The sequence below is a fragment of the Flavobacterium sp. P1_E4 genome (genome assembly GCF_056405915.1).
This window is the reverse complement of the sequence record NZ_JBFUBE010000005.1, coordinates 48984-61895: the sequence shown is the minus strand read 5'-3', so window position 1 is coordinate 61895 and position 12912 is coordinate 48984. Positions and strand designations below refer to the sequence as shown.

General features: G+C 33.9%; 15 protein-coding genes. 7 read left to right on the top strand and 8 right to left on the bottom strand.

Annotated features, from left to right (window positions below; translation table 11 throughout):
• The first annotated feature begins 6 nt into the window (after positions 1-6).
• The 6 genes from AC1DY0_RS06820 to hisIE are packed head-to-tail and all read left to right on the top strand — an operon-like array spanning position 7 to position 3511.
• Entirely contained in the window at positions 7-354 is a 348-nt protein-coding gene (locus tag AC1DY0_RS06820; protein WP_477187887.1) for a nuclear transport factor 2 family protein, read from the top strand.
• A 4-nt stretch (positions 355-358) separates the two neighbouring features.
• Complete coding sequence (hisH, locus tag AC1DY0_RS06815) at positions 359-940, top strand: imidazole glycerol phosphate synthase subunit HisH (RefSeq protein ID WP_477187886.1); 582 nt, start codon at positions 359-361, stop codon at positions 938-940.
• Between the two features lie 54 nt (positions 941-994).
• Positions 995-1726, top strand: a complete 732-nt coding sequence (hisA, locus tag AC1DY0_RS06810; protein WP_477187885.1) for a 1-(5-phosphoribosyl)-5-[(5-phosphoribosylamino)methylideneamino]imidazole-4-carboxamide isomerase — start codon at positions 995-997, stop codon at positions 1724-1726.
• Between the two features lie 9 nt (positions 1727-1735).
• On the top strand, positions 1736-2095 hold the full coding sequence (locus AC1DY0_RS06805; RefSeq protein ID WP_477187884.1) for a four helix bundle protein: 360 nt from the start codon (positions 1736-1738) through the stop codon (positions 2093-2095).
• Between the two features lie 33 nt (positions 2096-2128).
• Positions 2129-2884, top strand: a complete 756-nt coding sequence (hisF, locus tag AC1DY0_RS06800) for an imidazole glycerol phosphate synthase subunit HisF (protein ID WP_477187883.1) — start codon at positions 2129-2131, stop codon at positions 2882-2884.
• Positions 2885-2911: 27 nt separating this feature from the next.
• Complete coding sequence (gene hisIE, locus AC1DY0_RS06795) at positions 2912-3511, top strand: bifunctional phosphoribosyl-AMP cyclohydrolase/phosphoribosyl-ATP diphosphatase HisIE (protein WP_477187882.1); 600 nt, start codon at positions 2912-2914, stop codon at positions 3509-3511.
• A gap of 83 nt (positions 3512-3594) precedes the next feature.
• On the opposite strand, the gene AC1DY0_RS06790 is transcribed toward hisIE, so the two are convergent.
• The gene (locus AC1DY0_RS06790; RefSeq protein ID WP_477187881.1) at positions 3595-4305 is read right to left on the bottom strand and encodes a carbohydrate-binding family 9-like protein; all 711 of its coding nucleotides are present in this window, start codon (positions 4303-4305) and stop codon (positions 3595-3597) included.
• Between the two features lie 167 nt (positions 4306-4472).
• Between AC1DY0_RS06790 and AC1DY0_RS06785 the strand changes: the two genes are divergently transcribed.
• Positions 4473-6125, top strand: a complete 1653-nt coding sequence (locus AC1DY0_RS06785; protein WP_477187880.1) for a M1 family metallopeptidase — start codon at positions 4473-4475, stop codon at positions 6123-6125.
• 50 nt (positions 6126-6175) lie between these two features.
• Here the strand turns inward: AC1DY0_RS06785 and AC1DY0_RS06780 are convergent, their stop codons facing one another.
• Genes AC1DY0_RS06780 through AC1DY0_RS06750 form a run of 7 tightly spaced genes read right to left on the bottom strand, consistent with a single transcriptional unit; the run spans position 6176 to position 12905 of the window.
• Complete coding sequence (locus AC1DY0_RS06780; RefSeq protein WP_477187879.1) at positions 6176-7048, bottom strand: sugar phosphate isomerase/epimerase family protein; 873 nt, start codon at positions 7046-7048, stop codon at positions 6176-6178.
• 21 nt (positions 7049-7069) lie between these two features.
• Entirely contained in the window at positions 7070-7963 is an 894-nt protein-coding gene (locus AC1DY0_RS06775; RefSeq protein WP_477187878.1) for a hydroxypyruvate isomerase family protein, read from the bottom strand.
• Between the two features lie 20 nt (positions 7964-7983).
• A complete protein-coding gene (locus AC1DY0_RS06770) occupies positions 7984-9213 on the bottom strand; it encodes a nucleoside permease (RefSeq protein ID WP_477187877.1) in 1230 nt (409 codons plus the stop codon).
• A 39-nt stretch (positions 9214-9252) separates the two neighbouring features.
• Positions 9253-9963, bottom strand: coding sequence for a 3-keto-disaccharide hydrolase (locus AC1DY0_RS06765; protein WP_477187876.1), 711 nt, complete (start codon positions 9961-9963; stop codon positions 9253-9255).
• 25 nt (positions 9964-9988) lie between these two features.
• Positions 9989-11452 carry a Gfo/Idh/MocA family protein gene (locus tag AC1DY0_RS06760; protein ID WP_477187875.1) on the bottom strand — a complete coding sequence of 488 codons (1464 nt, stop codon included), beginning with the start codon at positions 11450-11452 and terminating at the stop codon, positions 9989-9991.
• 16 nt (positions 11453-11468) lie between these two features.
• A complete protein-coding gene (locus AC1DY0_RS06755) occupies positions 11469-11831 on the bottom strand; it encodes a c-type cytochrome (RefSeq protein WP_477187874.1) in 363 nt (120 codons plus the stop codon).
• A 21-nt stretch (positions 11832-11852) separates the two neighbouring features.
• Positions 11853-12905 carry a sugar phosphate isomerase/epimerase family protein gene (locus AC1DY0_RS06750; RefSeq protein ID WP_477187873.1) on the bottom strand — a complete coding sequence of 351 codons (1053 nt, stop codon included), beginning with the start codon at positions 12903-12905 and terminating at the stop codon, positions 11853-11855.
• Between the last annotated feature and the right edge of the window lie 7 nt (positions 12906-12912).

The window sequence follows — 12912 nt, the reverse complement described above, 5'->3', positions numbered from 1 at the left end:
ATAATTATGGAAGCTCAAAAATTTGCTAAAGAATGGATCGAATCATGGAATTCTCATGATTTGGAAAACATAATGAAGCATTATTCTGAAGACATTGAAATAACTACACCAATGATAAAATTGGCTGGAGGAATAGAAAGCGGTTCACTTGTTGGAAAACAATCAGTCAAAGATTATTGGAATAAAGCCCTAACTAAGTTTCCTAATTTACATTTTGAGCTAATAGAAGTTACATCTAGTGTTAATTCAGTGGCTTTATATTACAAATCTATCATGAACAAAATGGCTATTGAAGTTATGTTTTTCAATGAAAAAGGATTGGTAAATAAAATGATAGCACATTATACTAATTAAGAAAATGAAAATAGTAATCATAAATTACGGAGCAGGAAACATTCAAAGCATTATGTTTGCCATTGAAAGATTGGGATTCAAAGCAGTTTTGAGTAACGATCAGGAAGAAATAAAAGCTGCAGATAAAGTGATTTTTCCTGGAGTGGGAGAGGCCAGTTATGCTATGAAAATGCTAAAACAAAGTGGCTTGAATACATTGATTCCAACACTGAAGCAACCCGTTTTTGGAATTTGTTTGGGTATGCAATTGATGTGTAATTCTTCTGAAGAGGGAAATACGGAAGGTTTAGGCATTTTTGACGTGGATGTAGTAAAATTTTCTTCAAAAGTTAAGGTGCCGCAAATGGGTTGGAACAACATTTACAATCTAAAATCAGATTTATTCAAAGGAATTGCCGAAAATGAATACATGTACTTGGTTCATAGTTTTTATGCGCCAATCTGCAAAGAAACCATTGCAACGACTGATTATGAAGTTGCATATTCTTCTGCTTTAGAAAACAACAATTTCTATGGAACTCAATTTCACCCTGAAAAAAGCGGAGATGTTGGAGAGCGAATTTTAAATAATTTTTTAAAAATATAAAATGAAGTTAAGTCTTTATGACTTTCAACTTTTAAACTTTAAGACTAACTTAGAATGAGAATAATACCCGCAATAGACATCATAGAAGGAAAATGTGTTCGTTTATCAAAAGGCGATTACAATACCAAAATCATATACAATGAAAATCCGCTTGAAGTAGCAAAATCATTTGAAGCTCACGGAATTGAATATTTACATTTAGTTGACTTGGATGGCGCAAAATCTAGCAAGATTGTCAATTATAAAATATTGGAACAAATCGCCTCGCAAACTAAATTAAAAATTGATTTTGGTGGTGGTTTAAAAGCCGATTCTGACTTAAAAATCGCTTTTGAATCTGGTGCAAACCAAATCACAGGTGGAAGTATAGCCGTAAAAAACAGAACAATTTTCGAGAAATGGATTGCTGAATATGGTTCGGATAAAATCATTTTGGGAGCTGATGCCAATAACGAGAAAGTAGCCGTTTCAGGATGGTTAGAAGACTCCAATGAAGATTTGGTTCCATTTATTCAAGACTATCAAAACAAAGGAATTCAGTATGTGATTTGTACCGATATTGCCAAAGACGGAATGTTGGAAGGTCCAAGCTTTGATTTATACGCGAAGATTTTAACCGAAGCCAATGGCATCAAATTAATCGCATCAGGAGGAATTTCTACTTTTGATGAATTACCTAAATTAGCTGAATTGGGATGCGAAGGAACCATCATCGGGAAAGCCATTTACGAAGGCAGAATTTCGTTGAAACAATTGGAAAACTATATTTTAAGTATGAATTCGTAAGTTTTAAGTATGAGTGACGACATAATAAAAATAAAAAGCTTTGCTTTTGCAATTAGAGTTGTTAATCTATACAAAACATTGATTTCTAGAAATGAATACGTTATGAGTAAACAAATTTTACGTTCTGGAACTTCTGTTGGAGCAAACATTCGTGAAGCCAAAAATGCAGAAAGTAAAGCAGATTTTATTCATAAAATGGGGATTTCTCAAAAAGAAGCAGACGAAACATTATACTGGCTTGAACTTTTACAAGCAACAAATTATATCTCAAGTGAAGAATTTTTAAGTTTAAATAATGATGGAGTGGAAGTTTTAAAATTGATAAAGAGTATAATTATTACTTCCAAAAATAATCTCAAAAAAACTTAATAATTCATCCTTACAATTTAATACTTAATTTAAATGTTAACAAAAAGAATAATACCCTGTCTCGACATTAAAAATGGAAGAACCGTTAAAGGCGTTAATTTTGTAGATTTACGTGATGCTGGCGATCCTGTGGAATTGGCCAAAATCTATTCGGATGAAGGTGCTGATGAATTGGTTTTCCTGGATATTTCGGCTACCGAAGAGAGAAGAAGAACCTTGATTGATTTGGTTCGTAAAGTAGCGGCAACCATCAATATTCCGTTTACTGTGGGTGGTGGAATTTCTGCGGTGGAAGACGTCGAAGTTTTGCTTCAAAATGGAGCTGATAAGGTTTCCATCAATTCATCGGCAGTAAAAAATCCGCAGCTGATTAATGATTTGGCACAAAAATTCGGAAGCCAATGTGTTGTTGTAGCTATTGATGCCAAACAAATTGATGGAGAATGGATTGTACATTTGGTGGGAGGAAAAGTTCCAACTGAGTTGAATTTGTTCGATTGGGCTAAAGAAGTAGAGCAACGCGGGGCAGGAGAAATCCTTTTCACCTCAATGAATCACGACGGAACAAAAAACGGATTTGCAAACGAAGCTTTGGCAAAATTATCTAAATTGGTTAATATTCCGATAATAGCCTCTGGCGGTGCGGGCAATATGCAACATTTTGTAGATACCTTTATTGATGGAAAAGCTGATGCAGCATTGGCCGCAAGCGTATTTCATTTTAAAGAAATCGAAATCAAAACTTTGAAAAAAGAATTAAAAAACAACAATATAGAAATCAGAATCTAAAATCTGAATTCTAAAATATAAAACAAAATGGAAATAGATTTTTCAAAAAGCGCACACGGGTTAATTCCTGCCATTATTCAAGACAGTGAAACCAAAAACGTTTTAATGCTGGGTTATATGAATGCCGAAGCTTATCAAAAAACAATCGATACTCAAAAAGTGACTTTCTACAGTCGTTCCAAACAAAGACTTTGGACGAAGGGTGAAGAAAGCGGAAACTTCTTGAATTTGGTTGATATCAAAAACGACTGTGATAACGATACGCTGTTAATTCAAGTTCAACCAGTGGGACCAACCTGCCACAAGGGAACTGATACTTGTTGGGCAACCGAAAATAAGCAGGAATATGGTTTTATTTCAAATCTTGAAAACACTATCCAAACCCGAAGAGAAAATGCTGATTCTGAAAAAAGTTATGTAGCTTCATTATTCAAATTGGGAATCAATAAAATTGCCCAAAAAGTTGGAGAAGAAGCAGTAGAAGTGGTAATTGAGGCTAAAGATGACAACGATGATTTATTCTTGAGCGAAAGCGCCGATTTACTATTTCACTATTTGATTTTATTACAAGCAAAAGGATTTCAGTTGAATGATGTAGTTGATGTTTTAAAAAGCCGTCAGAAATAATAGCACAAAATTCTAATAAATAAGCCTCAACTGTTAATTTAACTTTTGAGGTTTTCTTATTTATTATTAGAATTAAATCTAATTCAATTATTGAAAGCATCTTTAAACTCAAATGTTTTAAATTGTTCCGGCTGGTGAAAACCAAATTGTGAACCACTATAAGTCGAAATTGCTAGATAATCTGTTTGTTTTCCATAATCAATCCTAAAAACATTTCCTTTCCATTTTGTATTTACCGTTGGGATTAAAAAACCACTATTTTTGATGGCACATAAACTGGAAAAAGGAATTTTAATTTCTACGCTATATCCATTATTGTTGATTTTGCTAACGGCTATCATTTGTGGAATATCCAAAGAAATATCCGTTTTCCATCCTCCACAATCAGGCGATACACAATTAATAATCATATCGTAATTCGTTGAAAAAGCATTCACACCAATTTCAAGATAATTTTGACTGTCACCATCTGGATCAATAAAAATTTCAACTAAATCATCACTCTCAAAAATAGGATAATCATGTTTCCTTGTTGTCCCTACAATTTTAGAATCACTACAGCGGTATCCTAAATAAAGATTTTCAGAATCCCATGAAAGTGAAACATAAGTCTCTTGAGAACCTTTTTCTCCAGAGTTGTGCTTCACAAACGGTCCAATGAAGGGAGTTTTCCAATCGGATAAATCACCATCTATTATTGGTGCACTCGTTATTTTGTATATTGGAATTGTTTGTGAATGGATCACAACTGAATAACAAAAAAAAACAAAACAAAATAAACGGTTAATATTCATAATTAGGTTTTTAACTTTGCGCTTTGCTAAAATTAGGAAAGTAATTTAAGAAAACAATATTTTTTATATGGCAGAAAATTGAAAATAGTTCTAATTTACAATTGAATGTTTACATTTGTTTCAACATAATATTAGTTTAAATACCTATTCTTCAAAAATTAAAATGTATGAAAAAACATTTGGGCATTCTCTTTTTTTCTCTATTTGCATATAATGGAGCTAGTTCACAAGGGCTTCTTGGTAAGTCTGAAATTCTTTTTACTCAACAAGATTCTTTAAGAGGTAGTATCACCAAAGAAAGAGTTTGGTGGGATGTAAAACATTATTCTTTGGATGTTAAAATAAACCCTGCTGATAGCACAATTACAGGCTCTAACACCATTCAATATAAAGTTTTACAGCCTTATAACATAATGCAAATTGACTTGCAAACTCCGATGGAAATTTCCAAAGTTACTCAAGACGGAGTTGCATTAAAATACAAAAGAGAAGGTAATGTATTTTTCATAACATTAGCTTCTGCACAAAATGCAGGTGCTATAAAAGAAGTAAAAGTATTTTATCACGGTAAACCAAAAGTAGCTGTTAGACCCCCGTGGGATGGAGGAATAACTTGGAAAAAAGATAAAAACGGAAAGGATTTTATAGCTTCTTCCTGTCAAGGATTGGGAGCGAGTGTTTGGTGGCCAAACAAAGACCATATGTATGATGAGGTTGAAGGAATGAAAATTAGCGTAAATGTTCCAAGGAAATTAACAGATGTTTCCAATGGTCGTTTACAAAATGTAAAAACACTAAAAGACGGTACAAAAACATATACTTGGGTTGTGAAAAATCCAATCAATAATTATGGAGTAAATATCAATATTGGTGATTACGTGACTTTTTCTGAAAAATACAAAGGAGAAAAAGGTGATTTGGATTGTACTTATTATGTTTTAAAAGAAAATTTGGCAAAAGCCAAAGAACAATTCAAAGAAGTACCTAGAATGTTGAAAGCTTTTGAACATTGGTTTGGCCCTTATCCATTCTATGAAGACAGCTACAAATTGGTTGAAGTTCCCTATTTAGGGATGGAACATCAAAGTAGTGTGACTTATGGGAATGGTTATAAAAATGGTTATTTAGGAAGCGATTTGAGTGGTACCGGTTGGGGATTAAAGTTTGATTTTATTATTGTCCACGAATCGGGACACGAATGGTTTGCCAATAATATCACTTATAAAGATATTGCCGATATGTGGATTCACGAGAGTTTCACTAATTATTCCGAAAGTCTTTTTTTAGAGTACTATTATGGGAAAGAAGCAGGTTTTGAATATGAAAGAGGGATTCGAAAAAACATTCAAAACGACAAACCAATCATCGGTCACTATAATGTAAACAATGAAGGGTCTGGAGACATGTATTACAAAGGTTCTAATATGTTGCATACATTACGTCAAATCGTTAATAATGATGAAAAATGGAGAAGTATCTTGAGAGGTTTAAACAGTACTTTTTACCATCAAACAGTAACTACCAAACAAATTGAAGATTACTTAAGTCAACAGGTTGGTATGGATTTGAATCCTTTCTTCAATCAATATTTAAGAGATATCAGAATTCCAACATTAGAATATACTTTTCAAGACAATATTTTGAAATACCGTTGGACAAATATTGTTTCTAGTTTTGTTATGCCTGTAAAGGTTGCCCTAAACGGAACTGAGATTACTTTGAACCCAAAAGCAGACTGGAGTGAATTCGAAAATTCTTCTAAAATTGAAAAAGTAGAAGTAAATAAAGATTACTATGTTTTTTCAAAGAATACAAATTAAATAGTTTTTACTTCTTAATAAAAAAGACCAGCAATTGCTGGTCTTTTTTATTAAATTAACTCTTTGGATACATATTCCCAACTTGCTTTAATAGAATCAGTTGGATTTGGAGAATAATTCGTTTCTTGTTCTACAAAAAAGCGTTCCATTCCCGAAAGTTTGGCTTCTGCAAAAATGGCTTTAAAGTTGATACTTCCTTCACCTATTTCTGTATTCCATTCCACTTTGGATTTATCCATATCTTTTACGTGCCACATCTTAAATCTGCCAGGATTAGCTTTAAACAATTGCAAAGGATCATTTCCTGAGCGAACTGCCCAGTATAAATCCAATTCAAAATCGACTAGCTTTTTATCTGTTTCCTGCAATAAAATATCATATCCACATTGAGTGCCATATTTCACAAACTCAAAATCATGATTATGGTAAGCCAATTTCAATCCTGATTGCTTACATAAAGTTGCTGCTTCGTTTACTTTTTGAGCAATTCGTTTATAATCTTCTAAATTACTTCTCAAACTCTCTTCCAACCACGGAACAACCACATATTCACTTCCTAATACTTTGGCACATTCAATAGATGCTTTAAGAAAATCAGCATTATTGTCTTTTATAAATGATTTAAAATCATAATGTCCACTTGTTGCTTTTAGTCCATTATCACTAAGTATTTTTTTGAAATCTTTTGGAGAAGTACCAAAAAAACCTTTTTCGGCTGAAAATCCATAAGTTTCTACTTCTTTATACCCAGACTTAGCCACATGTTCTAAAACTCCTTTTACATCTTTAGAAAATGCGTCTCTCAAAGTATATAATTGAAGACCAATATTTTTTGGCTTAATTGAAAAGGCAAGGGAAGGAGCAATTGCCAAAGCACCTAAAGCCAAACCGCTGTTAATTATAAAATCTCTACGTTTTATCATTGCTTTTATTTTTTAAAATTATTAAATATCACAAATTGCAATTGCCTTTTTCAAAGAGGCTATTTTATCTTTTTGTTTAGGAATGAATTCTTGCCCCACAAAACCTGTAAAACCAGTATCTGCAATGGCTTTCATTATAGCGCTATAATTGAGTTCTTGACTTTCATCAATTTCATTGCGTCCAGGAACTCCACCAGTATGATAGTGAGCAATGTGTTTATGATTTTCTCTAATAGTTCTAATTACATCACCTTCGTCAATTTGCATATGGTAAATATCATAAAGCAATTTAAAATTTTCCGAATTGATTCGTTTTGCCAATTCCACTCCCCAATAGGTTTTATCACATTGATAATCTTTGTGGTCAATCTTACTGTTCAGAAGCTCCATAACCAAAGTTACTTTATGTTTTTCGGCCAACGGAATCAATTTTTGCAGACCTACTACACAATTATTCCAACCTTCTTCATCAGTTTTTCCTCTTCGGCTTCCGCTAAAACAAATCAAGTTTTTATATCCAGCTTCAGCAACCAAAGGAATCATTTCGGTATAATTTTTAATCAATTGCTCATGAAATTTTGGATCATTAAAACCATCTACTAAATTTAATTCGGCACCATTACACATAGTGGAAACAAGATTATGTTTCTTAAGTACTGGCCAATCTTTTGGGCCAACCAAATCAATACCGGTAATTCCAATTTTTTTAGCTTCCACACAAAGTGTTTCGATATCAAAATCATTAAAACACCAACGAGCTACTGAATGATTAATTCTTCCTTTCAACATATTCGATTCCAATTTCAATTCTTCTTTAGGAGCAGCAAAAGCAGATAAGCCTGTTGGAATCCCTAAAGTCACAGTTCCTGCGAGAATGCCTTTTATAGCGGTTCTTCTATCAAAACTTGCACTCATCTTTTCTATATTTAAATTACTTAAATTTCATTTACTACTTTGTTTTTATCTTGAAATAAAAGAGCAAAAATCAAGAATACTGCAAAAGCAATTCCTGCTGGAATTATCCATACCATTTGCCAATTGATTGCTCCTTCAGCCGTTTTGTAATTATCAGTAATCCAACCGGCAACTGCAAATCCAATTAGCATTCCAATACCATAAGTTGCTAATGTTATTAACCCTTGAGCGGCGCTTTTGTATTTTTCTCCTGCTTTTGAATTGGTATAAATTTGCCCTGAAACAAAGAAAAAATCATAACAAATTCCATGTAAAGCTATTCCAATAATAAGCATAAAACTCAAATCAGAACCATTCCCATAAGCAAATAAAACATAGCGAACTGCCCAAGCAAGCATTCCAACCAAAATTGTTTTTTTGAATCCAAAACGAGCAAAAAACACAGGAATGAACAATAAAAATAGCGCTTCGGATATTTGCCCAATTGCCATTTTTCCTGTTGGGTTTTCAACTCCTGCGGCAGTCAAGAAAGGGTGCGCATTTTGATAATAAAAAGCCAACGGAATACAAATCAGAATAGATGATATGAAAAATATTAAGAAATTTTTATCTTTTAAAAGTTTTAGAGCATCAAGACCAATAATATCGGAAATCTTGATTTTTCCCTCACTAACTTTGGGTGGTGTTTTAGGCAATGTAAAACTTAACAAACCTAAAACCAAAGCTGCAATTCCAGCCAAAAGGAATGTGTTTTTAAGTAAACCATTAGAAACATTTTCTGCAGAATCCCAATGAAACAAGAAACTGATAGACAAACCTGCCAAAATCCAACCAATGGTTCCCCAAACTCTTATGTTTGCAAACTCTTTCTCTGGATCATTCATTTGGTTGAATGCTACTGAATTTACCAAAGCCAATGTTGGCATATACAAAACCATATAGCTCAATACATAGATATAAAATGACCCAACATCTGCCGATTGATACATTTGATACATTAAAAATGCACCTGCTAAATGCAAAATCCCTAAGATTTTCTCAGCATTAAAATAACGATCTGCAATCAAACCAATAATAAAAGGTGCAATGATAGCTCCCCAAGATTGGGTAGAAAAAACAGCTGCAGTCTCTGAACCAGAAGCTTTCAAATTGTTTCCTAAAAAAGTACCGAGAGTAACAAACCATGCTCCCCAGATAAAAAATTCCAGAAACATCATTACAGATAATTTAATGCGGATAGTTGTATTCATAAAATGAGGTTGATTTTGGTTAAGTTAGTTTTGGAGCTATTATTTACAGCCAGTTGTAGTTTCCATCGTATTCCATTCTTTAATCATGATATTACGATACCAAACGTTATTGCCATGATCCTGCAAAGCAATTTTCCCCTTTTTGAATGTTCCAAATGCTGGCCAAGCTTTAAATTTACTTCCTGCAACCAATGCTTTAAAATTATCATCCCAAAGAGTTGTTTCAACAACAATAACTCCGTTTAAAACGTAAGTCAACTTTCCGTTTTTACAAACAATTTCGGCAGTATTCCATTCTCCAACTGGTTTAACTGGTTCCGATTTACTTTGAATTAAATCATATAAATCTCCAGCACGGTGTTTAGTAATTTTTCCGTCAGGATGACCGTCGTTATCCAAAACTTGCATTTCCAAACCAGTTTCATAGGTGTTTTTATATTTCTCTGGATTTTCATTTACGTAAAAAATAATTCCACTATTGCTATTTGGAGCAATTTTCCAGTCTACTTTTAAATGAAAATTTTCATATTCAGCATCAGTTACCAAATCTCCTCCTTGACCATTTTTGGCTGCTTCTGGATCAAAATGCAATACACCATCTTCAACTTTCCATCCAGCGCTAGCCGAAGTTTTACCATAAGTATGCCAACCTGTTGTTGTTTTTCCATCAAAAAGGGGTTTAAAACCTTTTTGAGCTTGAATGCTTTGAAATAAAGTGAATACTAATACTGCTGTTATAATTTTTTTCATGGGTTTACTATTTAATTTTATTATTTTAAAAACTTAGGTTTTTCCAACCTTCTCTATAATTACGTTTAACAAATTGATTTACATCATCTATATTCGTTACTTTCTTGGCATCATTATCCCAAAGAAGCTTAACTGAACGACCTGGAAACACATCTTCACCTAATACTTCTTTGTGCAAATCATAACCTCTTACGGCAAGATTAGCCATTAGTAAAGCTTCGGTTAAAGGGCCAGCAATTTCAAAAGGCGAACTCAACTCTTTTTTGCCATAACCAGCAATACAGCCTTCTATCCATTGTTTTTGGTGACCACTTGCACCATCTTTTACCCTAGGATACTTCTCCGCAATTTTTAGATTCTCATTGCGGCTTAAAGGCAATAATCTTGGATTTTCACTGTAAGTGTCACATATCATTTTTCCTTTGGTTCCAATAAATAAAGTACCATTACCTCCGTCTCCAAATATTTCGTTTGCACCTAATTCTTCAGGACGTTCCGGTTGAATTCCACCATCCATCCAGTGCATTTTGATATCACCTTTCGTTTTATCTGTTTTTGGGAATGTTAGCACGACATGACTAGAAGGAGGGCAACTCTCTGGAAAATAACCTCTTTTGAATTCATCAACATAAACAGAACCTACGCTGCACTGAACATCTTTGGCATATTTTAGATTTAAAACAGAAAATGGTGCTTCCATCAAATGGCATCCCATATCTCCTAATGCACCTGTTCCATAATCCCACCAACCACGCCAATTGAATGGCACTAATTTGTCAACATAATTTTTATTCGGAGCAGTTCCAAGCCATAAATCCCAATCTAATTCTTTTGGAATTTCTGTTTTTGCCGTTGACCAAGGAATTCCTTGAGGCCAAACAGGTCTATCTGTCCAGGCGTAAACTGTATGAACATCTCCAATCAAATCGGCATCGTACCATTCTTTTAGGATTCGAGTACCATCATTGGATGATCCTTGATTTCCCATTTGCGTCACTACTTTATAACGAGAAGCTGCTTGAGTCATCATGTGTGCTTCATAAATATCATGTGCCATTGGTTTCTGTACATAGACATGCTTGCCTAACTGCATAGCCGAAAAGGCTTGAATAGCATGATTATGATCGGGTGTAGAAACTGAAACAGCATCAAAATTTTTATGCTCTTTGTCTAGCATTTCACGCCAATCCTTGTAAAATTTTGCCTTCGGTAAATCTTTTACACTATCAGCTGCTCTTCTTGTATCAACATCACACAAAAAAGCAACATTAGCAAGTCCACTTTTCTCAAAAGAAGCGACATCTGACCTTCCTTTTCCACCAACACCAATACTTGCAATTAATAATCTGTCACTGGGTGCCACAAAGCCTCTACCCATTACATGTCTTGGAATAATCATAAAAGCGGCTGTCGCCAACGCTCCTTTTTTTAGAAAATCCCTGCGAACAACCGATTCTGGCTCTTTATTTTTATTTAAATCTTTATCCATAAAAGTAGGTTACAATTTACTTATTCAATGATAGAATGTATTTCGCAATTTTTTTAGCGTCATCTTTTTTTAATGCAGTATGGGCCGCCATGGGTATTGTGCCCCAAACACCAGAACCTCCTTTAATAATTTTATCCGATAAATAGTTGATGTTTTTGTCATTCATTGGATATTTTTTGGCAATATCCAAAAAAGAGGGCCCAATTACTTTTTTATCAATTTTGTGACAAGTGGCACAATCTTGTTTCTTCATTATTAACTCTCCTTCAGAAGGTTGAACTTCTACTTTACCACTATATTCCGTTGGTACTGATTCATAATTCGAAAAAGAACATAAACCTCCTAGAGCTATTATTGCTGTTAAAATTTTGATTTTCATATATGTAATTAATTAAACAATTTATAACCCTAAATTTTTTCTATTAAGTTGTGTGTTGGTTTCGACCGCAGCAAAATCATCAAAAGCTTTATCAGTCACTTTGATAATGTGTTTTTTTATAAATTCAGCTCCCTCACGAGCACCATCTTCTTGATTTTTTAAACAACATTCCCATTCCATCACCGCCCAACCTTTGTAATCGTATTGTGCTAATTTGCTAAAGATGGTTTTAAAATCAATTTGACCATCTCCAGGTGAACGATAACGCCCTGCACGATTCAGCCAACTTTGATACCCTCCAAAAGTTCCTTGTTTTCCAGTCGGATTAAACTCTGCATCTTTCACATGAAAAGCTTTGATTCGCTCGTGATAAAAATCGATGTATTGAATATAATCCAATTGTTGAAGCACAAAATGTGAAGGATCATACAAAATACAAGCTCTCTGATGATTGTTTACCGCTTTGAGAAACATTTCATAAGTTTCACCATCAAATAAATCTTCACCTGGGTGGATTTCATAACAAACATCTACACCATTTTTATCAAATTCATTAAGGATTGGCAACCAGCGTTTAGCCAGTTCTTTGAATCCATCTTCAATTAAACCAGGTGGACGTTGAGGCCAAGGATGAAAATATTGCCATAATAACGAACCGCTAAAAGTCGCATGTGCATTAAGACCTAAATTTTGAGAAGCTTTTGCTGCATAATGCAATTGTTGTACTGCCCATTCTTGTCTTGCTTTTGGATTACCTCGCAAAGCCTGCGGAGCAAATCCATCAAAAAAATCATCGTAGGCTGGATGAACGGCAACCAACTGACCTTGCAAATGCGTAGAAAGTTCAGATATTTTTAATCCGTACGAACCAACAATTCCTGTAAGTTCATCAGCATAGGTTTTACTTTCGGCAGCTTTTTGTAAATCAATAAAGCGGGAATCCAGAGTAGGTATTTGTATCCCTTTAAAATTTAGATTGGCAGCCCATTGACAAATTCCTTCCAAAGAATTAAAAGGAGCTTCATCAGATATAAATTGCGCTAAAAAAACCGCAGGTCCTTGCATTGTGGTCATTTGTTGA

Coding starts and splice junctions, on each gene's coding strand:
- AC1DY0_RS06780 (WP_477187879.1), bottom strand. CDS start 7,048: ATGATAAAACGTAGAGATTTTATAATTAACAGCGGTTTGGCTTTAGGT.
- hisIE (WP_477187882.1), top strand. CDS start 2,912: ATGGAAATAGATTTTTCAAAAAGCGCACACGGGTTAATTCCTGCCATT.
- hisH (WP_477187886.1), top strand. CDS start 359: ATGAAAATAGTAATCATAAATTACGGAGCAGGAAACATTCAAAGCATT.
- AC1DY0_RS06790 (WP_477187881.1), bottom strand. CDS start 4,305: ATGAATATTAACCGTTTATTTTGTTTTGTTTTTTTTTGTTATTCAGTT.
- AC1DY0_RS06750 (WP_477187873.1), bottom strand. CDS start 12,905: ATGACCACAATGCAAGGACCTGCGGTTTTTTTAGCGCAATTTATATCT.
- AC1DY0_RS06785 (WP_477187880.1), top strand. CDS start 4,473: ATGAAAAAACATTTGGGCATTCTCTTTTTTTCTCTATTTGCATATAAT.
- AC1DY0_RS06755 (WP_477187874.1), bottom strand. CDS start 11,831: ATGAAAATCAAAATTTTAACAGCAATAATAGCTCTAGGAGGTTTATGT.
- AC1DY0_RS06765 (WP_477187876.1), bottom strand. CDS start 9,963: ATGAAAAAAATTATAACAGCAGTATTAGTATTCACTTTATTTCAAAGC.
- AC1DY0_RS06760 (WP_477187875.1), bottom strand. CDS start 11,452: ATGGATAAAGATTTAAATAAAAATAAAGAGCCAGAATCGGTTGTTCGC.
- AC1DY0_RS06820 (WP_477187887.1), top strand. CDS start 7: ATGGAAGCTCAAAAATTTGCTAAAGAATGGATCGAATCATGGAATTCT.
- AC1DY0_RS06775 (WP_477187878.1), bottom strand. CDS start 7,963: ATGAGTGCAAGTTTTGATAGAAGAACCGCTATAAAAGGCATTCTCGCA.
- AC1DY0_RS06770 (WP_477187877.1), bottom strand. CDS start 9,213: ATGAATACAACTATCCGCATTAAATTATCTGTAATGATGTTTCTGGAA.
- AC1DY0_RS06805 (WP_477187884.1), top strand. CDS start 1,736: ATGAGTGACGACATAATAAAAATAAAAAGCTTTGCTTTTGCAATTAGA.
- hisF (WP_477187883.1), top strand. CDS start 2,129: ATGTTAACAAAAAGAATAATACCCTGTCTCGACATTAAAAATGGAAGA.
- hisA (WP_477187885.1), top strand. CDS start 995: ATGAGAATAATACCCGCAATAGACATCATAGAAGGAAAATGTGTTCGT.